This is a genomic window from Litorilituus sediminis (assembly GCF_004295665.1).
Taxonomy (GTDB): domain Bacteria; phylum Pseudomonadota; class Gammaproteobacteria; order Enterobacterales; family Alteromonadaceae; genus Colwellia; species Colwellia sediminis.
Genome location: NZ_CP034759.1, coordinates 2523375 through 2548241, shown reverse-complemented (window position 1 = coordinate 2548241; position 24867 = coordinate 2523375). Strand labels below are relative to the sequence as shown.

Annotated in this window: 16 protein-coding genes, 2 tRNA genes and 6 rRNA genes; 22 read left to right on the top strand and 2 right to left on the bottom strand. The window is 43.2% G+C overall.

Annotated features, from left to right (window positions below; all coding sequences use genetic code 11):
* The first annotated feature begins 304 nt into the window (after window positions 1-304).
* Both tsaC and hemF read left to right on the top strand, forming a co-directional pair.
* A complete protein-coding gene (tsaC, locus tag EMK97_RS11410; protein WP_130602268.1) occupies window positions 305-862 on the top strand; it encodes an L-threonylcarbamoyladenylate synthase type 1 TsaC in 558 nt (185 codons plus the stop codon).
* Window positions 859-1773, top strand: a complete 915-nt coding sequence (gene hemF, locus EMK97_RS11405; RefSeq protein WP_130602266.1) for an oxygen-dependent coproporphyrinogen oxidase — start codon at window positions 859-861, stop codon at window positions 1771-1773. Before tsaC ends, hemF begins: the two co-directional genes overlap by 4 nt.
* Window positions 1774-1795: 22 nt before the next feature.
* On the opposite strand, the gene EMK97_RS11400 is transcribed toward hemF, so the two are convergent.
* On the bottom strand, window positions 1796-2209 hold the full coding sequence (locus EMK97_RS11400; RefSeq protein WP_130602264.1) for a group II truncated hemoglobin: 414 nt from the start codon (window positions 2207-2209) through the stop codon (window positions 1796-1798).
* A 263-nt stretch (window positions 2210-2472) separates the two neighbouring features.
* Here EMK97_RS11400 and EMK97_RS11395 point away from each other — a divergent pair, with 263 nt between their 5' ends.
* The 3 genes from EMK97_RS11395 (at window position 2473) to EMK97_RS11385 (ending at window position 4367) form a co-directional block, all read left to right on the top strand.
* The gene (locus EMK97_RS11395; RefSeq protein ID WP_130602262.1) at window positions 2473-3180 is read left to right on the top strand and encodes an OmpW/AlkL family protein; all 708 of its coding nucleotides are present in this window, start codon (window positions 2473-2475) and stop codon (window positions 3178-3180) included.
* Window positions 3181-3306: 126 nt separating this feature from the next.
* On the top strand, window positions 3307-4131 hold the full coding sequence (gene aroE, locus EMK97_RS11390; protein ID WP_130602260.1) for a shikimate dehydrogenase: 825 nt from the start codon (window positions 3307-3309) through the stop codon (window positions 4129-4131).
* Window positions 4132-4136: 5 nt separating this feature from the next.
* Window positions 4137-4367, top strand: coding sequence for a hypothetical protein (locus EMK97_RS11385; RefSeq protein WP_130602258.1), 231 nt, complete (start codon window positions 4137-4139; stop codon window positions 4365-4367).
* Between the two features lie 13 nt (window positions 4368-4380).
* Here the strand turns inward: EMK97_RS11385 and EMK97_RS11380 are convergent, their stop codons facing one another.
* Window positions 4381-4914, bottom strand: coding sequence for a gamma carbonic anhydrase family protein (locus EMK97_RS11380; RefSeq protein ID WP_130602256.1), 534 nt, complete (start codon window positions 4912-4914; stop codon window positions 4381-4383).
* 726 nt (window positions 4915-5640) lie between these two features.
* Here EMK97_RS11380 and EMK97_RS11375 point away from each other — a divergent pair.
* The 17 genes from EMK97_RS11375 to atpD all read left to right on the top strand — a co-directional run bounded on the left by EMK97_RS11375 (window position 5641) and on the right by atpD (window position 24808).
* Window positions 5641-7181 (top strand): 16S ribosomal RNA (locus EMK97_RS11375).
* 89 nt (window positions 7182-7270) lie between these two features.
* Window positions 7271-7346: transfer RNA gene (locus EMK97_RS11370), tRNA-Ala, on the top strand.
* Between the two features lie 388 nt (window positions 7347-7734).
* A 23S ribosomal RNA gene (locus tag EMK97_RS11365) occupies window positions 7735-10617 on the top strand.
* A gap of 106 nt (window positions 10618-10723) precedes the next feature.
* Window positions 10724-10838: ribosomal RNA gene (gene rrf, locus EMK97_RS11360) — 5S ribosomal RNA — on the top strand.
* 462 nt (window positions 10839-11300) lie between these two features.
* Window positions 11301-12841: ribosomal RNA gene (locus EMK97_RS11355) — 16S ribosomal RNA — on the top strand.
* 164 nt (window positions 12842-13005) lie between these two features.
* Window positions 13006-13082: transfer RNA gene (locus tag EMK97_RS11350), tRNA-Ile, on the top strand.
* 371 nt (window positions 13083-13453) lie between these two features.
* A 23S ribosomal RNA gene (locus EMK97_RS11345) occupies window positions 13454-16336 on the top strand.
* A gap of 100 nt (window positions 16337-16436) precedes the next feature.
* Window positions 16437-16551: ribosomal RNA gene (rrf, locus tag EMK97_RS11340) — 5S ribosomal RNA — on the top strand.
* The 16S, 23S and 5S rRNA genes sit together here with 2 tRNA genes alongside, the layout of an rRNA operon.
* Window positions 16552-17328: 777 nt before the next feature.
* Entirely contained in the window at window positions 17329-18006 is a 678-nt protein-coding gene (locus tag EMK97_RS11335; protein WP_130602254.1) for a hypothetical protein, read from the top strand.
* 250 nt (window positions 18007-18256) lie between these two features.
* Window positions 18257-18649 (top strand): ATP synthase subunit I, encoded by a 393-nt coding sequence (locus tag EMK97_RS11330; RefSeq protein ID WP_130602252.1) that lies wholly within the window; start codon window positions 18257-18259, stop codon window positions 18647-18649.
* 39 nt (window positions 18650-18688) lie between these two features.
* Window positions 18689-19474: a F0F1 ATP synthase subunit A gene (gene atpB, locus EMK97_RS11325; protein ID WP_130602250.1), complete on the top strand. Its 786-nt coding sequence runs from the start codon at window positions 18689-18691 to the stop codon at window positions 19472-19474.
* A gap of 113 nt (window positions 19475-19587) precedes the next feature.
* Window positions 19588-19812, top strand: a complete 225-nt coding sequence (atpE, locus tag EMK97_RS11320) for a F0F1 ATP synthase subunit C (RefSeq protein ID WP_118960401.1) — start codon at window positions 19588-19590, stop codon at window positions 19810-19812.
* Window positions 19813-19855: 43 nt separating this feature from the next.
* Window positions 19856-20326, top strand: coding sequence for a F0F1 ATP synthase subunit B (gene atpF, locus EMK97_RS11315; RefSeq protein ID WP_130602248.1), 471 nt, complete (start codon window positions 19856-19858; stop codon window positions 20324-20326).
* A gap of 12 nt (window positions 20327-20338) precedes the next feature.
* Window positions 20339-20872 carry a F0F1 ATP synthase subunit delta gene (gene atpH, locus EMK97_RS11310; RefSeq protein ID WP_130602246.1) on the top strand — a complete coding sequence of 178 codons (534 nt, stop codon included), beginning with the start codon at window positions 20339-20341 and terminating at the stop codon, window positions 20870-20872.
* A gap of 15 nt (window positions 20873-20887) precedes the next feature.
* Window positions 20888-22429: a F0F1 ATP synthase subunit alpha gene (atpA, locus tag EMK97_RS11305; protein ID WP_130602244.1), complete on the top strand. Its 1542-nt coding sequence runs from the start codon at window positions 20888-20890 to the stop codon at window positions 22427-22429.
* A gap of 39 nt (window positions 22430-22468) precedes the next feature.
* Window positions 22469-23332, top strand: a complete 864-nt coding sequence (atpG, locus tag EMK97_RS11300; protein ID WP_130602242.1) for a F0F1 ATP synthase subunit gamma — start codon at window positions 22469-22471, stop codon at window positions 23330-23332.
* Between the two features lie 90 nt (window positions 23333-23422).
* The gene (gene atpD / locus EMK97_RS11295; protein WP_130602240.1) at window positions 23423-24808 is read left to right on the top strand and encodes a F0F1 ATP synthase subunit beta; all 1386 of its coding nucleotides are present in this window, start codon (window positions 23423-23425) and stop codon (window positions 24806-24808) included.
* The last annotated feature ends 59 nt before the right edge of the window (window positions 24809-24867 follow it).

The window sequence follows — 24867 nt, the reverse complement described above, 5'->3', positions numbered from 1 at the left end:
GTTAAAAGGCTTATAGGCAAGGCATTGATTACAGAGAATGGTTATTCCCTTGTCAAAATCAATAACGCGGCATATAAGCCTTTTAAACTCGCCCTTGGGAGCTTGTCAGTAAGATGATAATTTTACAAATTTCTTGGCTGGAGAATGACTACAGCGGCATAAATTTGCTTTATTCTCACCTTCCTGACATAGCTCTGAACTGGTCAAATAATTATTTCACTTGGTATTATGCTTAGCAAAATTGGTAAATGCTATTCGTACTTTGGTAACATAGCACTAGCGTAGATAATGAGGAGTAAATGTAGTGAGTAAAGCCACAGTTGTGGAGTCATTTAAGGCTGGCGGAGTTATTGCTTACCCGACAGAAGCGGTATTTGGTTTGGGCTGTGATCCTGATAACCAAGATGCAGTTGAAAAATTATTGGCTATTAAACAACGACCTAAAGCTAAAGGACTGATTTTATTAGCAGCAGACTTTTCACAGTTACAGCCATATATTGATGAAGATAAAATTCCAGCGGAAAAGCTCAGTGAAATTTTATCTCGTTGGCCAAATGGTATCACGCAAGTTTTACCTAAAAGCGCATTGACGGCAGATTGGTTATCTGGACAATTTGATACTATTGCTGTTCGTGTCACAGATCACCCTGATATTGTTGCTTTATGCGAGCAAACGCAAAAGCCGATAGTATCTACTAGTGCTAATTTAACAGGTAAAGCACCAGCCAAAACTTGGCAAGAAGTAGAGCAAGACCAAGCACTATTTTCACAAATAGATTTTTTAGTAAAGGGAAGTACCTTAGGCTTTACTCAGCCCTCAACTATTATTGATGCCTTAACAGGAGAGAAATTTCGCGCATGAGCCAAGTAAATATAGAGACAGTTATTGAATTTTTAACTAGTTTACAAGATAAAATTTGTCACGCGCTAGAGCAAGCCGATGGCTCAGGCAAGTTTGTTGAAGATAACTGGCAACGTAAAGAAGGTGGTGGCGGAAGAACGCGTGTATTAACCAATGGCACTGTTATTGAGCAGGGCGGCGTTAATTATTCTCGTGTTTCGGGTAGTAAGTTACCGCCATCAGCCACGGCACATAGACCTGAGCTTGCAGGGCGAAGCTGGCAAGCATGTGGTGTCTCTTTAGTTATTCATCCTAAAAACCCTCATATCCCAACTTCGCACGCTAATGTACGCTTTTTTATTGCAGAAAAAGAAGGCGAAGAGCCGGTATGGTGGTTTGGTGGCGGCTTTGACTTAACACCGTTTTATCCCGTTGATGAAGATGTTAAGCATTGGCACCAAACGGCATATGATTTATGTAAGCCTTTTGGTGATAATGTTTATGCTGAACACAAAAAGTGGTGTGATGAATATTTCTATTTAAAACACCGAGATGAAACTCGCGGTGTTGGTGGCTTATTCTTTGATGACTTAAATCAATGGGACTTTGATACTTGCTTGAATTACATCAAGGCAGTAGGGCAAGGCTTTATTGATGCCTATGTACCCATTATTAATAAACGTAAAGATACTGATTATGGTCAGCGCGAGCGCGATTTTCAGTTATATCGTCGTGGTCGCTATGTTGAGTTTAATTTGGTTTTTGATCGCGGTACCTTATTTGGCTTGCAATCAGGCGGTAGAACAGAATCTATTTTAATGTCTATGCCGCCACTTGCTAGATGGGAATATAATTACCAGCCAGATGAAAATTCACCTGAAGCTAGCTTGTATCAACACTATTTACAGCCACGTAATTGGTTAGGCTTATAAATTAACTCAATCTGAGTTTAGGTTAACTATTAACCATATGTGCGGCAAGCTGAGAAAATGCTTGTCGCAGCAGTTGCTTTACTTGCTTGTCCGTTATGGTTTTATCCATAGCATTGTTCATACATAACATCCATAAGTCTCGTTGTTTTGCTGTGACTTTAAATGGCATATGGCGTGCTCTTAACTGTGGGTGACCATATTTTTGCTCAAATAAGCTTGGGCCACCAAGCCAACCAGAAAGAAACTCAAAAAACTTTTCTCTAATTTTATCTAAGGGCTGCGGATGAATGGCTAGTAGCTCTTGTAAGTGAATATTTGACTCCATCTCATCATAAAAGGCATTAGCCAGTTTTCTTGTGCCTTGTTCTTCACCAATTAAAGAATAAAGAGAGTTAGGCTCTGAAATTGTTTTTGTGACTTTTTGATTAGAGGGCATGAATTTTTTTAATAGAGTTAGCATTTTTATAAATAGTACTGCAAAAAATTAACACGCTTAGTATATCAGCGAACCATGCTTGTGATAAATGTCACTTTATCCCTGTGTTTTTGTTAGTAAAAAAGTCGAAATTAGAGTAATTACTTGATCGAAATCAACAAAAAATTCCTTTTGAAAAAATCACAGAAAAACTTTGCGCTAGATCAAGTTTTAACCTGCGTTGAGGATTACTATACCCCTAAATTAAATAAGGAAATAAACCCATGAAAAAATCATTATTAGCAGTTGCTCTTTTATCTACTCTTTCAACTGGCGTTTTAGCTAATCAAGCGGGCGATATTCTTGTTCGTGGCGGTGCTACTATGGTATCACCAGATAGCGCGAAAGCTGGTGTGGCATTAGATGGTGCAGCAACACCGTTATCAATTTCAGTTGATGACAATACTCAACTAGGTTTAAACCTAGTGTACTTTTTCGATAGCAACTGGGCGATTGAGCTACTTGCAGCAACACCATTTACTCATGATGTAGTATTACACGATCCATCTGGTGTGACAGAATCTGTATACGGCGCCAATTTAGATGGCGCTAAATTAGCAGAAGTTACTCACTTACCACCAACATTAAGTGCCTTATATTATTTCAATACAGGTACAGCATTTAAGCCATATGTAGGTGTTGGTGTGAACTATACTATTTTCTTTGATGAGAAATTCACCCCTACGCCAGATTCTGTTGGCTTCGATAACCTTGAGTTAGATGGCTCGTTTGGTTTATCTGCTCAAATAGGTGCTGATTTTGAACTAAGCAAAAATTGGTCAATTAACGTATCTGCTCGTTATATAGATATTGGTACTAAAGCAACGTTTGATTTGAATGACCCTTTTAATGTGGGTCTGGAAGGTAAGGGCAGCGCTACCGTTGATGTCGACCCTATGGTTTACTCGGTAATGTTAGGTTATAAATTCTAATTCGTTAGCTTTTATCACTTCAATGCAAAAAGCAGTAACTTATAGCAAAGAGTTACTGCTTTTTTGTTTTATTAAGCACAATAATTCGCTAGCATTTAGTTAAATTTTTATTTAAGAGCTTTTACTGTGGACAACTATCGCGTCTTTGGCAACCCTATTAAACAATCTCGCTCTCCCTTTATTCATCAGCAGTTCGCCCTATCAACCAATCAAGAGTTAGATTATCAAGCGCAACTAGTTGAACTTGATCAGTTCGCAAGTACGGTAAAAGAGTTTATTGCGCAAGGTGGCAAGGGAGCAAACATTACTGTGCCATTTAAAGAACAAGCATTAGAGCTAGCGGATCATTTAACAGAACGAGCCAAATTAGCGGGCGCAGTAAATACTTTAAGCTTTATAGATGACAAGGTATATGGCGACAATACTGATGGTTTAGGTTTAGTGCAAGATTTGCTGCGTCATCAAGTGTCACTTAAGCAAGCACGCATCTTATTGCTTGGGGCAGGAGGTGCGGCTAAAGGTGTTATTTTACCTTTGTTAGAGCAGCAACCTACAGAAATTGTTATTGCCAATCGTACTGTGAGTAAAGCTGAACAACTGTGTCAGCAGTTTTCAGCGTTAGGACATAGTAACTTAAGTGCTTGTGGCTTTAATGATGTAAATGAGCAAGCCTTCGATGTTATTATTAATGCAACTTCGGCAAGCTTATCTGGAAATATTCCTAGTATCCCTAATTCATGCATTGATGCAAATACGGTATGCTACGATATGGTTTATGCGAGTGAGCTAACGCCGTTTTTGCAGTGGGCCACAGAGCAAGGCACAGAAAAGCTGATTGATGGCTTAGGTATGCTAGTTGGCCAAGCAGCAGAAAGCTTTTCAATTTGGCGAGGTGTTAAGCCACAGGTAGAGCCAGTATTGGAAGATTTACGTACACAAATGACTAAGTAACCGCTATGAACCAATCAATTTTGTTTAATGACGACCTAACATTTGATAGCCAAGAAGATGCTTGGCGACTTACGGGTCAAATTGCAGGGCAAAGAATTATAATTTATTTTCATTCAGTGCAATTAAAGCAACTCGCTGAAATTGATAATTGCACTAAATATGATTTAGAAGAAATAACTGAGTTATGGCTTGAATCTAATGAACTAGAAGGCGACACCTTACATATTGATGTATAACTAAGTAAAATGACTACTCTTGTAAGTAATCATTTTTTAAATCGATATAGTTAATTGCAGATTGCTTCAAAAACGCCATTTCGGCTTCTTTTAGCGGTCTAACCTTTTTTGCTGGATTACCAACATATAAAAAACCACTCTCAAATGTTTTATTAGGGGGCACTAAACTACCTGCGCCAATAAAAACATCGTCCTCAATGATAGCTCCATCCATAATAATGGCGCCCATTCCAACAAGAATTCTATTGCCTAGTGTGCAACCATGCAGCATACATTTATGACCAACGGTAACATCTTCACCAATGATCAGCGGATTACCTTGAGGGTTATTTTGGCTCTTACGAGTTACGTGCAGCACAGTACCGTCTTGAATATTAGTACGAGCACCGATAGTAATGGTATTTACGTCGCCACGTGCAGCAACTAACGGCCAAATGCTGACTTCATCAGCGATTTGTATATCACCAACTAAAACTGCAGAAGGGTCTAAATAACAATGCTTACCCACAGAAGGGAGTATCCCTTGATAAGGTTGTAAGTGATCCATAATGATAAAACTCTTAAAATTTAATGATTAAATCTAAAAAACTATTTGTAAATTTAGCAGAAAATTGCAAAACATAATATTTAATTTCATTTTGGCTAAAAGTGAAATTTAAATATGCAATTATCAAAATTTACACATAATAGCGTTTGTTTGTCTTTTAACAGGCTAATAAATACGCGCTTTGTATGAAAGTTATCAAATTAAACAATAAATATCATGTTTTATTAAATTTATTGCAAATAAGGGTTGACCTAAGAAGAAAAGTGTCTAAAATGCGCATCCACTTCTCAGGGAGACTTAAGAAGTCAGTTTTGGCAAGTTTAGTTATCCAAGTTGATAGCAAAACGGCAAAGATAACGTTAAAAATTAATTTGAAATAAGTTAAAAAAAACGTTGACATCAAAACTGGGAGGCGTACAATGCGCATCCGCTTCGGGGCAAAGCTTACGAAGCATCAGGTATAAACGAATGCGATTTATATCTTCTCGCAAGAGATTCTTTAACAATTAGTTATCATGCAATTTGTGTGGGCACTCACATTGATGTTGATTTTACAAAAGTCGTTACTTTTTTAAGTAAAGACGTAAAACAGCACTTTGATGAATGTCACGCAAATAAATATATACTTATATATGTAATGCTTCTTTTCACTTTTAGTGAGAAGAAACGACAGAATTCATTGAGCAGGAACGTTTCTTTATAAGGAACGCTCCACAAACGATTTTTTAATTGAAGAGTTTGATCATGGCTCAGATTGAACGCTGGCGGCAGGCTTAACACATGCAAGTCGAGCGGAAACGAGGAGTACTTGTACTTCGGCGTCGAGCGGCGGACGGGTGAGTAATGCTTGGGAATATGCCTTTAGGTGGGGGACAACAGTTGGAAACGACTGCTAATACCGCATAATGTCTACGGACCAAAGGGGGGGCTCTTCGGACCTCTTGCCTAAAGATTAGCCCAAGTGAGATTAGCTAGTTGGTGAGGTAATGGCTCACCAAGGCGACGATCTCTAGCTGGTTTGAGAGGATGATCAGCCACACTGGGACTGAGACACGGCCCAGACTCCTACGGGAGGCAGCAGTGGGGAATATTGCACAATGGGGGAAACCCTGATGCAGCCATGCCGCGTGTGTGAAGAAGGCCCTAGGGTTGTAAAGCACTTTCAGTAGGGAGGAAAGGGTGTTGATTAATACTCAACATCTGTGACGTTACCTACAGAAGAAGCACCGGCTAACTTCGTGCCAGCAGCCGCGGTAATACGAGGGGTGCAAGCGTTAATCGGAATTACTGGGCGTAAAGCGTGCGTAGGCGGTTTGTTAAGCAAGATGTGAAAGCCCAGGGCTCAACCTTGGAACTGCATTTTGAACTGGCAAACTAGAGTACTGTAGAGGGTGGTGGAATTTCCAGTGTAGCGGTGAAATGCGTAGAGATTGGAAGGAACATCAGTGGCGAAGGCGGCCACCTGGACAGATACTGACGCTGAGGCACGAAAGCGTGGGGAGCAAACAGGATTAGATACCCTGGTAGTCCACGCCGTAAACGATGTCAACTAGCCGTCTGTTGCCTTGAGCAGTGGGTGGCGTAGCTAACGCGCTAAGTTGACCGCCTGGGGAGTACGGCCGCAAGGTTAAAACTCAAATGAATTGACGGGGGCCCGCACAAGCGGTGGAGCATGTGGTTTAATTCGATGCAACGCGAAGAACCTTACCATCCCTTGACATCCTGCGAATTTTCTAGAGATAGATTAGTGCCTTCGGGAACGCAGTGACAGGTGCTGCATGGCTGTCGTCAGCTCGTGTTGTGAAATGTTGGGTTAAGTCCCGCAACGAGCGCAACCCCTATCCTTATTTGCCAGCGAGTAGTGTCGGGAACTCTAAGGAGACTGCCGGTGATAAACCGGAGGAAGGTGGGGACGACGTCAAGTCATCATGGCCCTTACGGGATGGGCTACACACGTGCTACAATGGCGTATACAGAGGGCAGCAATACCGCGAGGTGGAGCGAATCCCACAAAGTACGTCGTAGTCCGGATTGGAGTCTGCAACTCGACTCCATGAAGTCGGAATCGCTAGTAATCGTGGATCAGAATGCCACGGTGAATACGTTCCCGGGCCTTGTACACACCGCCCGTCACACCATGGGAGTGGGATGCAAAAGAAGTGGCTAGTTTAACCTTCGGGAGGACGGTCACCACTTTGTGTTTCATGACTGGGGTGAAGTCGTAACAAGGTAACCCTAGGGGAACCTGGGGTTGGATCACCTCCTTATCTTGAAGTAAAACAACGCTTTGTTGAGTGTTCACACAAATTACATGATAACGAAATTAAAAGAGTACACCTGCCTTAGGTGAAAAGATGGGGCTATAGCTCAGCTGGGAGAGCGCCTGCCTTGCACGCAGGAGGTCAGCAGTTCGATCCTGCTTAGCTCCACCATCATTACTCTTTGACTGAGAAAGAAGCCAAACTTAAGCGGTTCAATGAACAATTTAAGTTTGGTTTTTACTCTCCGTAAGGAGGGAAATCACAAATTAGCCGAATGTGTGCTAGTTTGACGCTCTTTAACAATCTGGAAAGCTGATATAAATACCCGGTGTTTATATGGTGTGCGAAGTGTCGCGCTTCAATCACATAAGTATAAATACCAACAATAGCTAAATGATGTATTCCTTAATCATTTAGACCAATAGTTGAAAGACTATTAACTCTTATTCAAGTAACTCATCACTTTAACGAAAGTTAAGTGAAAGTGCGTGAAAATGTCAGACTTTACAACTACCTTGGTTTAGTCACCAAGGTCTACTAAGACTACTTAGGGTTGTATGGTTAAGTGACTAAGCGTATGTGGTGGATGCCTTGGCAGTTAGAGGCGATGAAAGACGTGTTAATCTGCGATAAGCCTAGGTAAGGTGATAAAAACCGTTATAACCTAGGATTTCTGAATGGGGAAACCCACTGTCATAAGACAGTATCTTTATGTGAATACATAGCATAAAGAGGCAAACCGGGAGAACTGAAACATCTAAGTACCCCGAGGAAAAGAAATCAACCGAGATTTCCTTAGTAGCGGCGAGCGAACGGGAATTAGCCCTTAAGCGGTTTGTAAGTTAGTAGAATGTTCTGGAAAGGACAACGATACAGGGTGATAGTCCCGTATACGACAACGAACTTACCGTGAAATCGAGTAGGACGGAGCACGTGAAACTTTGTCTGAACATGGGGGGACCATCCTCCAAGGCTAAATACTCCTAACTGACCGATAGTGAACCAGTACCGTGAGGGAAAGGCGAAAAGAACCCCTGTGAGGGGAGTGAAATAGAACCTGAAACCGCATACGTACAAGCAGTGGGAGCCCCTCGAGGGTGACTGCGTACCTTTTGTATAATGGGTCAGCGACTTATATTCTGTAGCAAGGTTAACCGATTAGGGGAGCCGTAGCGAAAGCGAGTGTTAACTGCGCGTTTAGTTGCAGGGTATAGACCCGAAACCCGGCGATCTACCCATGGGCAGGTTGAAGGTTGAGTAACATCAACTGGAGGACCGAACACACGTATGTTGAAAAATGCGGTGATGACTTGTGGGTCGGAGTGAAAGGCTAATCAAGCCGGGAGATAGCTGGTTCTCCCCGAAATCTATTTAGGTAGAGCCTCGGACGAACACCACTGGGGGTAGAGCACTGTTAAGGCTAGGGGGTCATCCCGACTTACCAACCCTTTGCAAACTCCGAATACCAGTGAGTGATATCCGGGAGACACACGGTGGGTGCTAACGTCCATCGTGAAGAGGGAAACAACCCAGACCGCCAGCTAAGGTCCCAAAGTCATAGTTAAGTGGGAAACGATGTGGAAAGGCATAGACAGCTAGGAGGTTGGCTTAGAAGCAGCCATCCTTTAAAGAAAGCGTAATAGCTCACTAGTCGAGTCGGTCTGCGCGGAAGATGTAACGGGGCTAAACTATGCACCGAAGCTGCGGATTCAAAATTTATTTTGAGTGGTAGGGGAGCGTTCTGTAAGCCGTTGAAGGTGAATCGAGAGGTTTGCTGGAGGTATCAGAAGTGCGAATGCTGACATGAGTAACGATAATGGGGGTGAAAAACCCCCACGCCGAAAGACCAAGGTTTCCTGTCCCATGTTAATCAGGGCAGGGTAAGTCGGCCCCTAAGGCGAGGCGGAAACGCGTAGTCGATGGGAAACAGATTAATATTTCTGTACTTCTATATATTGCGAAGGAGGGACGGAGCAGGCTAAACAAGCATGGCGTTGGTTGTCCATGTGAAAGTACGTAGGTTGGAATCTTAGGCAAATCCGGGATTCTAAGACTGAGATACGAGACGATGCTCTACGGAGCAGAAGTTGTTGATGCCATACTTCCAGGAAAAGCTTCTAAGCGTCAGATATATAGGAACCGTACCCCAAACCGACACAGGTGGTTAGGTAGAGAATACTAAGGCGCTTGAGAGAACTCGGGTGAAGGAACTAGGCAAAATAGTACCGTAACTTCGGGAGAAGGTACGCCGACTATGGTGATGGGACTTGCTCCCTAAGCTGAAGTCGGTCGAAGTAACCAGGTGGCTGGAACTGTTTATTAAAAACACAGCACTGTGCAAAATCGAAAGATGACGTATACGGTGTGACGCCTGCCCGGTGCCGGAAGGTTAATTGATTGGGTTAGCTCTGCGAAGCTCATGATCGAAGCCCCGGTAAACGGCGGCCGTAACTATAACGGTCCTAAGGTAGCGAAATTCCTTGTCGGGTAAGTTCCGACCTGCACGAATGGCGTAATCATGGCCACACTGTCTCCACCCGAGACTCAGTGAAATTGAAATTGCGGTTAAGATGCCGTATACCCGCGGCTAGACGGAAAGACCCCGTGAACCTTTACTATAGCTTGACAGTGAACATTGCTCCTACATGTGTAGGATAGGTGGGAGGCTTTGAAACCATGTCGCCAGATATGGTGGAGCCATCCTTGAAATACCACCCTTGTATGCGTGATGTTCTAACCTAGGCCCGTAATCCGGGTTGGGGACACTGTCTGGTGGGTAGTTTGACTGGGGCGGTCTCCTCCCAAAGAGTAACGGAGGAGCACGAAGGTTGGCTAAGTACGGTCGGACATCGTACGGTTAGTGCAATGGCATAAGCCAGCTTAACTGCGAGACAGACACGTCGAGCAGGTACGAAAGTAGGTCATAGTGATCCGGTGGTTCTGTATGGAAGGGCCATCGCTCAACGGATAAAAGGTACTCCGGGGATAACAGGCTGATACCGCCCAAGAGTTCATATCGACGGCGGTGTTTGGCACCTCGATGTCGGCTCATCACATCCTGGGGCTGAAGTCGGTCCCAAGGGTATGGCTGTTCGCCATTTAAAGTGGTACGCGAGCTGGGTTTAGAACGTCGTGAGACAGTTCGGTCCCTATCTGCCGTGGGCGTTTGAGAATTGAAGAGGGCTGCTCCTAGTACGAGAGGACCGGAGTGGACGAACCTCTGGTGTTCGGGTTGTCATGCCAATGGCATTGCCCGGTAGCTACGTTCGGAACTGATAACCGCTGAAAGCATCTAAGCGGGAAGCAGGCTTTAAGATGAGTTCTCACTGGGACTTTAAGTCCCCTAAAGGGTCGTTGGAGACTACGACGTTGATAGGTCAGGTGTGTAAGGGTTGTGAGGCCTTGAGCTAACTGATACTAATTGCCCGTGAGGCTTAACCATACAACGCCTAAGTGGTTTTGTGTATGAAGACTGATGAACATCACGTACTTAACAGTTACTGAATAAGACTAAATTTATATTAGAATTCCAAGATTGTCCTTTTTTGCTTAGCGACAATAGCATTGTAGAACCACCTGATCCCATTCCGAACTCAGAAGTGAAATGCAATAGCGCCGATGGTAGTGTGGGAGTTCCCATGTGAGAGTAGGACATTGCTAAGCACCTATTTAGAAAAGCCCGTAACACAAGTTACGGGCTTTTTAATCAGAGTTTATCTATTAACTTGTTTTCATAATCAAATTAATAAATAGATTTTGGCTAAACACTGAAATAAAGTGTTGACATCAAAACTAGGAAGCGTACAATGCGCATCCGCTTCGGGGCAAAGCTCACGAGGCATCAGATATAAACGAATGCGATTTATATCTTCTCGCAAGAGATTCTTTAACAATTAGTTATCATGCAATTTGTGTGGGCACTCACTCAGATGTTGATTTTACATAAGTCGTTACTTTTTTAAGTAAAGACGTAAAACAGCACTTTGATGAATGTCACACAGATACTTTATTTATACGAAAGTATACTTATATATGTAATGCGATATCAACTTTCGAGTTGGTATCACGACAGAATTCATTGAGCAGGAACGTTTCTTTATAAGGAACGCTCCACAAACGATTTTTTAATTGAAGAGTTTGATCATGGCTCAGATTGAACGCTGGCGGCAGGCTTAACACATGCAAGTCGAGCGGAAACGAGAAGTACTTGTACTTCGGCGTCGAGCGGCGGACGGGTGAGTAATGCTTGGGAATATGCCTTTAGGTGGGGGACAACAGTTGGAAACGACTGCTAATACCGCATAATGTCTACGGACCAAAGGGGGGGCTCTTCGGACCTCTTGCCTAAAGATTAGCCCAAGTGAGATTAGCTAGTTGGTGAGGTAATGGCTCACCAAGGCGACGATCTCTAGCTGGTTTGAGAGGATGATCAGCCACACTGGGACTGAGACACGGCCCAGACTCCTACGGGAGGCAGCAGTGGGGAATATTGCACAATGGGGGAAACCCTGATGCAGCCATGCCGCGTGTGTGAAGAAGGCCCTAGGGTTGTAAAGCACTTTCAGTAGGGAGGAAAGGGTGTTGATTAATACTCAACATCTGTGACGTTACCTACAGAAGAAGCACCGGCTAACTTCGTGCCAGCAGCCGCGGTAATACGAGGGGTGCAAGCGTTAATCGGAATTACTGGGCGTAAAGCGTGCGTAGGCGGTTTGTTAAGCAAGATGTGAAAGCCCAGGGCTCAACCTTGGAACTGCATTTTGAACTGGCAAACTAGAGTACTGTAGAGGGTGGTGGAATTTCCAGTGTAGCGGTGAAATGCGTAGAGATTGGAAGGAACATCAGTGGCGAAGGCGGCCACCTGGACAGATACTGACGCTGAGGCACGAAAGCGTGGGGAGCAAACAGGATTAGATACCCTGGTAGTCCACGCCGTAAACGATGTCAACTAGCCGTCTGTTGCCTTGAGCAGTGGGTGGCGTAGCTAACGCGCTAAGTTGACCGCCTGGGGAGTACGGCCGCAAGGTTAAAACTCAAATGAATTGACGGGGGCCCGCACAAGCGGTGGAGCATGTGGTTTAATTCGATGCAACGCGAAGAACCTTACCATCCCTTGACATCCTGCGAATTTTCTAGAGATAGAATTGTGCCTTCGGGAACGCAGTGACAGGTGCTGCATGGCTGTCGTCAGCTCGTGTTGTGAAATGTTGGGTTAAGTCCCGCAACGAGCGCAACCCCTATCCTTATTTGCCAGCGCGTAGTGGCGGGAACTCTAAGGAGACTGCCGGTGATAAACCGGAGGAAGGTGGGGACGACGTCAAGTCATCATGGCCCTTACGGGATGGGCTACACACGTGCTACAATGGCGTATACAGAGGGCAGCAATACCGCGAGGTGGAGCGAATCCCACAAAGTACGTCGTAGTCCGGATTGGAGTCTGCAACTCGACTCCATGAAGTCGGAATCGCTAGTAATCGTGGATCAGAATGCCACGGTGAATACGTTCCCGGGCCTTGTACACACCGCCCGTCACACCATGGGAGTGGGATGCAAAAGAAGTGGCTAGTTTAACCTTCGGGAGGACGGTCACCACTTTGTGTTTCATGACTGGGGTGAAGTCGTAACAAGGTAACCCTAGGGGAACCTGGGGTTGGATCACCTCCTTATCTTGAAGTAAAACAATGCTTTGTTGAGTGTTCACACAAATTGTATGATGACAAAAATGAGAAGAAACTTGTTTTGTTTAGCTTAGCTAGTTAGAACGTACCCATTCCTGATTAAAGGCAGGGTGAGACTGACGCCGAAAAGTTAGATAGAGCATAACCATGATAGGTCTGTAGCTCAGCTGGTTAGAGCGCACCCCTGATAAGGGTGAGGTCGGCAGTTCAAGTCTGCCCAGACCTACCAATTTCTTCAGCGTAAAGAAAAGCCAAATTTAAACTAAGCTTCATAAGTTATTTTAAATTTGGTTTTTTTAACCACGAATTAGCCGAATGTGCGCTAGTTTGACGCTCTTTAACAATCTGGAAAGCTGATATAAATACCCGGTATTTATATGGTGTGCGAAGTGTCGCGCTTCAATCACATAAGTATAAATACCAACAATAGCTAAATGATGTATTCCTTAATCATTTAGACCAATAGTTGAAAGACTATTAACTCTTATTCAAGTAACTCATCACTTTAACGAAAGTTAAGTGAAAGTGCGTGAAAATGTCAGACTTTACAATTGCCTTGGTTTAGTCACCAAGGTCTACTAAGACTACTTAGGGTTGTATGGTTAAGTGACTAAGCGTATGTGGTGGATGCCTTGGCAGTTAGAGGCGATGAAAGACGTGTTAATCTGCGATAAGCCTAGGTAAGGTGATAAAAACCGTTATAACCTAGGATTTCTGAATGGGGAAACCCACTGTCATAAGACAGTATCTTTATGTGAATACATAGCATAAAGAGGCAAACCGGGAGAACTGAAACATCTAAGTACCCCGAGGAAAAGAAATCAACCGAGATTTCCTTAGTAGCGGCGAGCGAACGGGAATTAGCCCTTAAGCGGTTTGTAAGTTAGTAGAATGTTCTGGAAAGGACAACGATACAGGGTGATAGTCCCGTATACGACAACGAACTTACCGTGAAATCGAGTAGGACGGAGCACGTGAAACTTTGTCTGAACATGGGGGGACCATCCTCCAAGGCTAAATACTCCTAACTGACCGATAGTGAACCAGTACCGTGAGGGAAAGGCGAAAAGAACCCCTGTGAGGGGAGTGAAATAGAACCTGAAACCGCATACGTACAAGCAGTGGGAGCCCCTCGAGGGTGACTGCGTACCTTTTGTATAATGGGTCAGCGACTTATATTCTGTAGCAAGGTTAACCGATTAGGGGAGCCGTAGCGAAAGCGAGTGTTAACTGCGCGTTTAGTTGCAGGGTATAGACCCGAAACCCGGCGATCTACCCATGGGCAGGTTGAAGGTTGAGTAACATCAACTGGAGGACCGAACACACGTATGTTGAAAAATGCGGTGATGACTTGTGGGTCGGAGTGAAAGGCTAATCAAGCCGGGAGATAGCTGGTTCTCCCCGAAATCTATTTAGGTAGAGCCTCGGACGAACACCACTGGGGGTAGAGCACTGTTAAGGCTAGGGGGTCATCCCGACTTACCAACCCTTTGCAAACTCCGAATACCAGTGAGTGATATCCGGGAGACACACGGTGGGTGCTAACGTCCATCGTGAAGAGGGAAACAACCCAGACCGCCAGCTAAGGTCCCAAAGTCATAGTTAAGTGGGAAACGATGTGGAAAGGCATAGACAGCTAGGAGGTTGGCTTAGAAGCAGCCATCCTTTAAAGAAAGCGTAATAGCTCACTAGTCGAGTCGGTCTGCGCGGAAGATGTAACGGGGCTAAACTATGCACCGAAGCTGCGGATTCAAAATTTATTTTGAGTGGTAGGGGAGCGTTCTGTAAGCCGTTGAAGGTGAATCGAGAGGTTTGCTGGAGGTATCAGAAGTGCGAATGCTGACATGAGTAACGATAATGGGGGTGAAAAACCCCCACGCCGAAAGACCAAGGTTTCCTGTCCCATGTTAATCAGGGCAGGGTAAGTCGGCCCCTAAGGCGAGGCGGAAACGCGTAGTCGATGGGAAACAGATTAATATTTCTGTACTTCTATATATTGCGAAGGAGGGACGGAGCAGGCTAAACAAGCATGGCGTTGGTTGTCCATGTGAAAGTACGTAGGTTGGAATCTTAGGCAAATCCGGGATTCTAAGACTGAGATACGAGACGATGCTCTACGGAGCAGAAGTTGTTGATGCCATACTTCCAGGAAAAGCTTCTAAGCGTCAGATATATAGGAACCGTACCCCAAACCGACACAGGTGGTTAGGTAGAGAATACTAAGGCGCTTGAGAGAACTCGGGTGAAGGAACTAGGCAAAATAGTACCGTAACTTCGGGAGAAGGTACGCCGACTATGGTGATGGGACTTGCTCCCTAAGCTGAAGTCGGTCGAAGTAACCAGGTGGCTGGAACTGTTTATTAAAAACACAGCACTGTGCAAAATCGAAAGATGACGTATACGGTGTGACGCCTGCCCGGTGCCGGAAGGTTAATTGATTGGGTTAGCTCTGCGAAGCTCATGATCGAAGCCCCGGTAAACGGCGGCCGTAACTATAACGGTCCTAAGGTAGCGAAATTCCTTGTCGGGTAAGTTCCGACCTGCACGAATGGCGTAATCATGGCCACACTGTCTCCACCCGAGACTCAGTGAAATTGAAATTGCGGTTAAGATGCCGTATACCCGCGGCTAGACGGAAAGACCCCGTGAACCTTTACTATAGCTTGACAGTGAACATTGCTCCTACATGTGTAGGATAGGTGGGAGGCTTTGAAACCATGTCGCCAGATATGGTGGAGCCATCCTTGAAATACCACCCTTGTATGCGTGATGTTCTAACCTAGGCCCGTAATCCGGGTTGGGGACACTGTCTGGTGGGTAGTTTGACTGGGGCGGTCTCCTCCCAAAGAGTAACGGAGGAGCACGAAGGTTGGCTAAGTACGGTCGGACATCGTACGGTTAGTGCAATGGCATAAGCCAGCTTAACTGCGAGACAGACACGTCGAGCAGGTACGAAAGTAGGTCATAGTGATCCGGTGGTTCTGTATGGAAGGGCCATCGCTCAACGGATAAAAGGTACTCCGGGGATAACAGGCTGATACCGCCCAAGAGTTCATATCGACGGCGGTGTTTGGCACCTCGATGTCGGCTCATCACATCCTGGGGCTGAAGTCGGTCCCAAGGGTATGGCTGTTCGCCATTTAAAGTGGTACGCGAGCTGGGTTTAGAACGTCGTGAGACAGTTCGGTCCCTATCTGCCGTGGGCGTTTGAGAATTGAAGAGGGCTGCTCCTAGTACGAGAGGACCGGAGTGGACGAACCTCTGGTGTTCGGGTTGTCATGCCAATGGCATTGCCCGGTAGCTACGTTCGGAACTGATAACCGCTGAAAGCATCTAAGCGGGAAGCAGGCTTTAAGATGAGTTCTCACTGGGACTTTAAGTCCCCTAAAGGGTCGTTGGAGACTACGACGTTGATAGGTCAGGTGTGTAAGGGTTGTGAGGCCTTGAGCTAACTGATACTAATTGCCCGTGAGGCTTAACCATACAACGCCTAAGTGGTTTTGTGTATGAAGCTGATGAACATCACGCACTAAGTTACAAGAGTTAAAGATTTATATTAAGTTTTCGAGATTGTCCTTTTTTGCTTAGCGACAATAGCATTGTAGAACCACCTGATCCCATTCCGAACTCAGAAGTGAAATGCAATAGCGCCGATGGTAGTGTGGGAGTTCCCATGTGAGAGTAGGACATTGCTAAGCGCCTAATTAAGAAAAGCCCGATACGAAAGTGTCGGGCTTTTTGCTTTTTTGCGTTTGGGGATTTTACAAGCTACTAAGTTTAGTTAGTATCGCAGATTCTGATGCGCCTAGCTTTAATTGCAGATAGCGAGCCACTCATCCCACTCGCCATACCTAAGAAAAGCAGAAGTGCAATGCAATAGCGCCAAAGGTGATAGCGTGTGGGTGTTGTCTCTTTATGTGAGAGTAGGACATTGCTAAGCGCCTAATTATGAAAAGCCCGTAACATACGTTACGGGCTTTTATCTTTTCTGCGTTTGGGGATTTAACAAGCAGATAAGTTAGTGTTTAATGTCGAAGTTGAATATTATCGATATAGAACCACTCATCCCATTCGCTATACCTAAGATAAGCAGAAGTGCAATGCAGTAGTGCTGAAGGTGATAGCGTGTGGCTGTTGTCTCTTTATGTGAGCGTAGGACATTGCTAAGCGCCACTGTTTTTAAAAAGAACATAAAAGCCCGTAACATACGTTACGGGCTTTTTGCTTTTCTGCGTTCGGGGATTTAACAAACCAATAAGCTTAGCTTAGTTTCATCGATATACAACAACCTATATTCCATTTGCCATATCAAAATTAATCGTAAGATTTATCTAGTCCTTATAGATTCCGGTTTATATCTGTTAATGATTAATGTATCTTCTATTCGCACAGTATGTAGTGCATTGTTAATTAAAAAGGAACTTTAAATGTGTTATCTGAGTTGCACACCTAAATCAGTTGGTCAGATATTCCTAATGACCTTACTTTTAATTTTGATTTCCGCATGCGTATCAAATGGAAGTAAAAAGGGTTCATTTGCCAAAGCTAACCTTAAGAGTGTTGCCTTAATTACAGATTTAGATGACGCTATTTGCATAAGGTACATTGGCTTTACTGCCTTTCATAATAAAAACCACTACGAAGAGAATGCCTTTGATCATAACCAGTTGATTGTGGAAGAGCTAACCAAGGGATTCACTCGCCATCATGTTGAGCTTGTTGATATAACAGCTAATGTATCTAGAGTTAGCTTCAATGATTATGTGAAGTATTATGATATTGGTGATGAACCCTATTTGGCTGAAGCTTATAAATTGAAAATACTTGATGCCGCCAAAGGGCAAGACTATGTGATGATAATGGAAAATAATAAAAAGCCTATAAACGGTAATTGCTATGCATCGACCTACCTTACTAGCGGTACAGGTTATGAATATAGAAAGGGAGCAAGAATGTCTGTTCCTCCTGTGAGTATTTTTGAGGTTAGTTCTGGCAACTTTATTAATAATATGTATTTCTCAGTTAATGAAGGTTTTCCATTGGTAAAGGAGCCTAGTACGTGGCGAGAGTCTTGGTTTAATCGTTTTATCAATCGCTATCGTTATAATATATCTCGAGAGATAGATTATTATTTTCTGCAGGAAGCTAATTAAACTAAGAATTTGTCTTTTGTCACAGATCAACCAGTTATTATCGGCAAGCGGTTAATAATCACACTAGTGCTGTGATATTTCTACTATGAATATATGTTATTCGCACAAATAAAGGGCGTTGCTTGCCCTAATTTCTTGCAAAAAAAGCCAGATTAAGTATACTTGCGCAAACTTTTTTAGCGTTAAAGTTTTTACTTTAAACAACTAAGATTTATACGATTTTATTCGTAGAAATTAGTTCAAATTATCTATGAGAAATAGTCTAACAAAAGCAGGGCGTGATTTTGCCTTTAAACAGAATATGTTAGCTATAAGCATAGTAATTATTTTAACGCTATTAATTTGTTATTTCTGGGGTTTTGACTATGCCAAATCGGCATTGGTTGGTGGCTTTGTTGTCATTATCCCTAATATAGTATTTGCCTATAAAGCATTTAAATATGCAGGGGCGCAGTCATCAAAGAAGGTTGTTGATTCTTTCTTTAGTGGCGTGAAGTTAAAAATGGGTTTAACGGCTTTTTTATTTGCACTCGCCTTTAAGTTTTTAGTGCTACTGCCGGTACCATTTTTTAGCATGTTTTGTTTAGTTGTGGCTTTGCCTTTGGTAACTCCTTTGTTACTAAGAAAAAGCGGCAATTTATAGAAATTTTATTTTTTAAACTTTAATCATTGGGAAATTAATATGTCTTCAGGCGCTGAATTAACCAGCCAAGAATATATTGTTCACCATTTAGCCAACTTGAAAGTAGGTGAGGGCTTTATGGCCGTACACCTAGATTCATTGGGGTGGTCAATATTTTTAGGTTTGGTCTTTTTAATGATCTTTCGCTCCGTAGCAAAGAAAGCAACCACTGGCGTGCCAGGTAAGTTGCAGTGTGCGGTCGAAATGATAGTTGGTTTTGTTGATGATAGTGTTAAAAGCACTTTCCACGGCAAAAACCCACTAATCGCTCCATTAAGCTTAACTATTTTTGTTTGGGTTTTCTTAATGAATGCGATGGATTGGGTTCCAGTTGACTTATTACCTCATTTAATTCACTGGACAACAGGTATGGAATTGGCAGACATTTACATGAAGCCAGTACCTACAGCTGATCCAAACATTACTTTTGGTTTAGCATTAGGTGTATTTATCCTGATCATTTACTACTCAATTAAAGTGAAAGGTGTGGGTGGTTTCATTAAAGAATTAACAACTCAACCTTTCGGTCACTGGTCTCTATACCCAGTAAACTTCTTGTTAGAAACGGTAACTATGTTAGCGCGTCCGTTATCACTAGCATTACGTTTATTCGGTAACTTATATGCGGGTGAGTTAATTTTCTTACTTATCGCAACAATTGGTTTATTCCAGTTACCAATACACTTCTTATGGGCTGCCTTCCACTTGTTGGTTATCCCATTACAAGCGTTTATTTTTATGATGCTAACTATTGTTTACTTAAGCTTAGCTCACGAAGATCACTAAATTGTAGGACACAATTTAATACGAATTTGATTTCGGCCCTAAGGGGCAAAGGGCAGGAAGCCCATGTACAATTTTTTTAACTTTAAACTTTACTTTAAATATCGGAGAAAAATATGATTGCTATCGCAGTTGCTCTACTAATCGGTTTAGGTGCATTAGGTACCGCTATTGGTTTTGGTCTTTTAGGTGGTAAGTTCTTAGAATCTGCTGCTCGTCAACCAGAATTAGCACCTCAACTACAAGTTAAAATGTTCATCGTAGCGGGTCTAATCGATGCGATTGCTATGATCGGTGTTGCTATCGGTTTATACCTATTGTTCGCTGTTGGCTTAGGCTAAGAAACCCCTTTTTTTATAGCGAATTGAATAGGAGGTACGCACAATGGATATTAATATGACCCTGATTGGGCAATTAATCGCATTTGTCGTATTTGTACTTTTTTGCATGAAGTATGTATGGCCACCAATCATTGGTGCCATTGAAGAACGTCAGAAAACTATTGCTGATGGACTTGCTGCTTCAGACCGTGCTGCGAAAGATCTTGAGTTAGCTCAAGAGAAAGCCACAGCTCAACTAAAAGAAGCGAAAGCTGAAGCTGCCTCTATTGTAGAAGCTGCTAAAAAGCATGAAGCTAAAATTGTTGAAGAAGCTGCTGGTAAGGCACAAGCTGAGAAAGAAAGAATCTTAGCTGCGGGTCACGCAGAAATTGAAACTGAACGTAACCGTGCTAAAGAAGAATTACGCAAACAAGTTGCTATTCTTGCTGTTGCCGGTGCCGAGAAAATTCTTGAGCGTTCAATTGATGCCGCTGCACACAGCGACATTTTAGATAAACTCGTCGCTGAACTTTAAGAGGAAAGAGCTATGTCTGAATTGACAACTGTCGCTCGTCCTTACGCTAAAGCAGCGTTCGACTTTGCTGTTGAAGCAAAAGCAATTGATAGCTGGTTAGCCCAGTTAACATTTGCTGCAGAAGTAGCTAAAGATGAGACCATTGTTGGTTATTTATCGGGTGGCGCTTCTGTTGAGCAAGCACAAGCATTATTTATTAATGTTTGCGGCGAGCAAGTAGACAGCCAAGGTCAAAACTTTTTAAAAGTGATGGCCGAAAACGAACGTTTGTTGGTGCTACCACAAGTGCTTGAACAATTCGTTGCTTTAAAAGCCGAATATGAACAAGAAGTCACTGTGGATGTAACCTCTGCGGTAGAAGTTACTGCAGAGCAAAAAACAACATTAAGCGCCGCGCTTGAAAAGCGCTTGGCACGTAAAGTAAAGCTTAATTGTACTGTTGACGCGAGCATAGTATCTGGCTTGATTATTCAAGCAGGTGATATGGTCATCGATGGTTCGGTTCAAGGTAAATTGAGCCGCCTAGCTTCAACGCTACAATCTTAGATAAGGGAACAGAGCATGCAACTGAATTCCACTGAAATCGCTGAACTGATCAAAAATCGTATTGAACAGTTCGACGTTGTCAGCGAAGCTCGTAACGAAGGTACTATCGTTTCTGTAACAGACGGTATCATTCGTATCCATGGCCTTGCCGATGTAATGCAAGGTGAAATGATCGAACTTCCTGGTAGTCGTTATGCTATCGCGTTAAACCTAGACCGTGATTCGGTAGGTGCGGTAGTAATGGGTCCTTATGCTGATTTAGCTGAAGGACAAAAAGTTAAAGGTACTGGCCGTATTTTGGAAGTACCAGTAGGTCGTGGTCTTTTAGGCCGTGTAGTTAACACATTAGGTGAGCCAATTGATGGCAAAGGCCCAATTGAAAACGATGGCTTCTCTCCAGTAGAAGTTGTTGCACCAGGTGTTATCGACCGTAAATCAGTTGACCAACCAGTTCAAACTGGTATCAAGTCAATTGACTCTATGATTCCAATCGGTCGTGGTCAACGTGAGCTTATCATTGGTGACCGTCAGATCGGTAAATCAGCGATTGCATTAGATGCAATCATTAACCAAAAGAACACTGGTATTAAGAGTATTTATGTAGCTATCGGTCAAAAAGCATCGACTGTTGCAAACGTTGTACGTAGTTTAGAAGAGCACGGCGCGTTATCAAATACTATCGTTGTTGTTGCATCTGCTTCTGAAGCTGCAGCATTACAATACTTAGCACCTTACTCAGGTTGTTCAATGGGTGAATACTTCCGTGATCGCGGTGAAGATGCGTTAATCGTATATGATGATTTGTCTAAGCAAGCTGTTGCTTACCGTCAAATTTCATTACTTTTACGTCGTCCGCCAGGTCGTGAAGCATACCCAGGTGACGTATTCTATCTTCACAGTCGTTTACTAGAACGTGCTGCTCGTGTAAACGAAGCGTATGTTGAAAAGTTCACTAACGGTGAAGTAAAAGGTAAAACAGGTTCTTTAACTGCATTACCTATTATCGAAACACAAGCGGGTGACGTATCTGCATTCGTACCAACTAACGTAATCTCAATTACCGATGGTCAAATCTTCCTAGAGACTGATTTATTCAACTCAGGTATTCGTCCTGCGGTAAATGCTGGTTTATCTGTATCTCGTGTTGGTGGTGCAGCGCAAACTAAGATCATCAAGAAACTTGGTGGTGGTGTACGTTTAGCCCTAGCTCAATACCGTGAATTAGCGGCATTTGCTCAGTTCGCATCAGATTTAGATGACGCGACGCGTGCTCAATTAGAGCATGGTCAACGTGTTACTGAATTGATGAAGCAGAAGCAATACTCTCCGCTTTCAGTTGCTGAAACTGCAGTATCTTTATTTGCAGCAGAGAAAGGCTACTTAAATGATGTTGAAATCAACAAAATCAATGATTTTGAAGCAGCATTATTAGCTTATGCAACGAATGAGCATGCGGAGTTGATGGCTAAAATCAACGAATCAGGTAACTACGATAAAGATATCGAAGCTGGTCTTGCTAAAGTACTTGAGTCTTTTAAGTCAACGCAAACTTGGTAATCGAGTCTTTAATTAAGAAACCTTTTCGGAGATAGAGTCATGGCCGTTGGTAAAGAAATAAAAACCAAGATTGCGAGTGTTCAAAACACTCAAAAGATCACAAACGCTATGGAAATGGTTGCTGCTAGTAAAATGCGTAAAGCGCAAGATAGCATGGCAGCATCTCGTCCATATGCGACAAATATACGAAACGTGATCGGTCATATTGCGCTTGGTAACTTAGAGTATCGCCATCCTTATATGGAAGAGCGTGAAACTAAGCGTGTTGGCTATATTGTTGTCTCAACCGACCGTGGTTTGTGTGGTGGCTTAAATATTAACTTATTTAAGAAAGTTCTAGCTGATGCTGCACAGCAGCAAGCAGCAGGTGCCGAAGTTGAGTTTGCTGTTGTGGGTTCAAAAGCAACATCATTCTTTAACAACATGGGCGCTAAAGTTACTGCACAAATCTCTGGCTTAGGTGATAACCCTTCAGTTACTGATTTAGTTGGTAGCGTTAAGGTTATGCTTAAAGCTTATGATGACGGTGAAATTGATAAGTTGTTCGTGGTATATAACAAGTTTGTTAATACTATGACGCAACAGCCAACAGTAGATCAGTTGTTACCTTTACCGAAATCAGATGACGAAGAAATTAGTCATCGTTGGGATTACATTTACGAGCCAGATGCTAACGTATTGTTAGATCAATTATTGGTTCGTTATATTGAATCTCAAGTATACCAAGGCGTGGTTGAAAACCTAGCTTGTGAACAAGCAGCCCGTATGATTGCAATGAAAGCCGCTACAGATAATGCTGGTGAGTTAATTGATGATCTGCAATTGGTATTTAACAAAGCGCGTCAAGCAGCGATTACTCAAGAGTTGGGTGAGATTGTTGCTGGTGCAGCTGCGGTAGGGTAAGCCAATATTTGGCAACGAGAGTTTCGTAATTTAACGACAAGCTAGTTAATACTCATATAGGTTAGCTAGCTTTAATTAAGAGGAATAAACATGAGTACAGGTAAAGTCGTCCAAATCATTGGCGCAGTTGTGGATGTTGAATTTCCACAAGATGCTGTACCTCAGGTATATGACGCATTAAATGTAACCGAAGGTGACCTTGACGGTTTAGTACTTGAAGTTCAACAGCAGCTTGGTGGCGGCGTTGTACGTACTATCGCAATGGGTACCTCAGACGGTTTGCGTCGTGGTCTGAATGTAGTAAATACAGGTAATGCAATACAGGTTCCAGTTGGTGTTGAGACCTTAGGTCGCATCATGAACGTTTTAGGTGACCCGATTGATGAAGCAGGTCCAATTGGTGAGAAAGATCGTTGGTCTATTCACCGTGAAGCACCAGCTTACGCAGAACAATCAATGTCTAACGAATTGTTAGAAACTGGTATCAAAGTAATCGACTTAGTATGTCCATTCGCTAAAGGTGGTAAAGTTGGTTTATTCGGTGGTGCTGGTGTTGGTAAAACCGTTAACATGATGGAACTTATCCGTAACATCGCTATCGAGCACAGTGGTTACTCAGTATTCGCTGGTGTTGGTGAGCGTACACGTGAGGGTAACGATTTCTATCACGAAATGAACGACTCTAACGTACTTGATAAAGTATCGTTAGTTTACGGTCAGATGAACGAGCCACCGGGTAACCGTTTACGTGTTGCTATGACTGGTTTGACTATGGCGGAGAAATTCCGTGACGAAGGTCGCGACGTATTATTCTTCGTTGATAACATCTACCGTTACACGCTTGCTGGTACTGAGGTATCTGCACTTCTAGGTCGTATGCCATCAGCGGTAGGTTACCAGCCTACACTAGCTGAAGAAATGGGTGTACTTCAAGAGCGTATTACTTCAACGAACAAAGGTTCAATCACTTCAATCCAAGCGGTATACGTACCTGCGGATGACTTGACTGACCCGAGCCCAGCAACAACTTTCGCTCACTTAGATGCAACAGTTGTACTTTCACGTTCTATTGCTGAATTAGGTATTTACCCAGCGATCGATCCACTAGATTCAACTTCTCGTCAGCTTGACCCATTAGTAGTAGGTCAAGAGCACTATGAAGTAGCTCGTGGCGTTCAATCAGTATTACAACGTTATAAAGAACTTAAAGATATCATCGCTATCTTAGGTATGGATGAATTATCTGAAGAAGATAAGTTAACAGTATCTCGCGCTCGTAAGATCCAACGTTACTTATCTCAGCCGTTCTTCGTAGCTGAAGTATTTACAGGTTCTCCAGGTAAGTATGTTTCATTAAAAGACACCATCTCAGGCTTTAAAGGCATTTTAGCTGGTGAATACGATGAATTACCTGAGCAAGCATTCTACATGGTTGGTTCAATCGAAGAAGCTGTAGAGAAAGCGAACAAGATGTAATCATCTGGTAAGCACTTGTAATTAAGTTATAAGTGCTTACAGCATAAGAGGTCGAGTCA

Excerpts from the sequence above, each read along its gene's own strand:
- hemF (WP_130602266.1), top strand. The coding sequence starts at position 859 with ATGAGCCAAGTAAATATAGAGACAGTTATTGAATTTTTAACTAGTTTA.
- EMK97_RS11400 (WP_130602264.1), bottom strand. The coding sequence starts at position 2,209 with ATGCCCTCTAATCAAAAAGTCACAAAAACAATTTCAGAGCCTAACTCT.
- EMK97_RS11395 (WP_130602262.1), top strand. The coding sequence starts at position 2,473 with ATGAAAAAATCATTATTAGCAGTTGCTCTTTTATCTACTCTTTCAACT.
- EMK97_RS11385 (WP_130602258.1), top strand. The coding sequence starts at position 4,137 with ATGAACCAATCAATTTTGTTTAATGACGACCTAACATTTGATAGCCAA.
- EMK97_RS11380 (WP_130602256.1), bottom strand. The coding sequence starts at position 4,914 with ATGGATCACTTACAACCTTATCAAGGGATACTCCCTTCTGTGGGTAAG.
- EMK97_RS11335 (WP_130602254.1), top strand. The coding sequence starts at position 17,329 with ATGACCTTACTTTTAATTTTGATTTCCGCATGCGTATCAAATGGAAGT.
- EMK97_RS11330 (WP_130602252.1), top strand. The coding sequence starts at position 18,257 with ATGAGAAATAGTCTAACAAAAGCAGGGCGTGATTTTGCCTTTAAACAG.
- atpB (WP_130602250.1), top strand. The coding sequence starts at position 18,689 with ATGTCTTCAGGCGCTGAATTAACCAGCCAAGAATATATTGTTCACCAT.
- atpE (WP_118960401.1), top strand. The coding sequence starts at position 19,588 with ATGATTGCTATCGCAGTTGCTCTACTAATCGGTTTAGGTGCATTAGGT.
- atpF (WP_130602248.1), top strand. The coding sequence starts at position 19,856 with ATGGATATTAATATGACCCTGATTGGGCAATTAATCGCATTTGTCGTA.
- atpH (WP_130602246.1), top strand. The coding sequence starts at position 20,339 with ATGTCTGAATTGACAACTGTCGCTCGTCCTTACGCTAAAGCAGCGTTC.
- atpA (WP_130602244.1), top strand. The coding sequence starts at position 20,888 with ATGCAACTGAATTCCACTGAAATCGCTGAACTGATCAAAAATCGTATT.
- atpG (WP_130602242.1), top strand. The coding sequence starts at position 22,469 with ATGGCCGTTGGTAAAGAAATAAAAACCAAGATTGCGAGTGTTCAAAAC.
- atpD (WP_130602240.1), top strand. The coding sequence starts at position 23,423 with ATGAGTACAGGTAAAGTCGTCCAAATCATTGGCGCAGTTGTGGATGTT.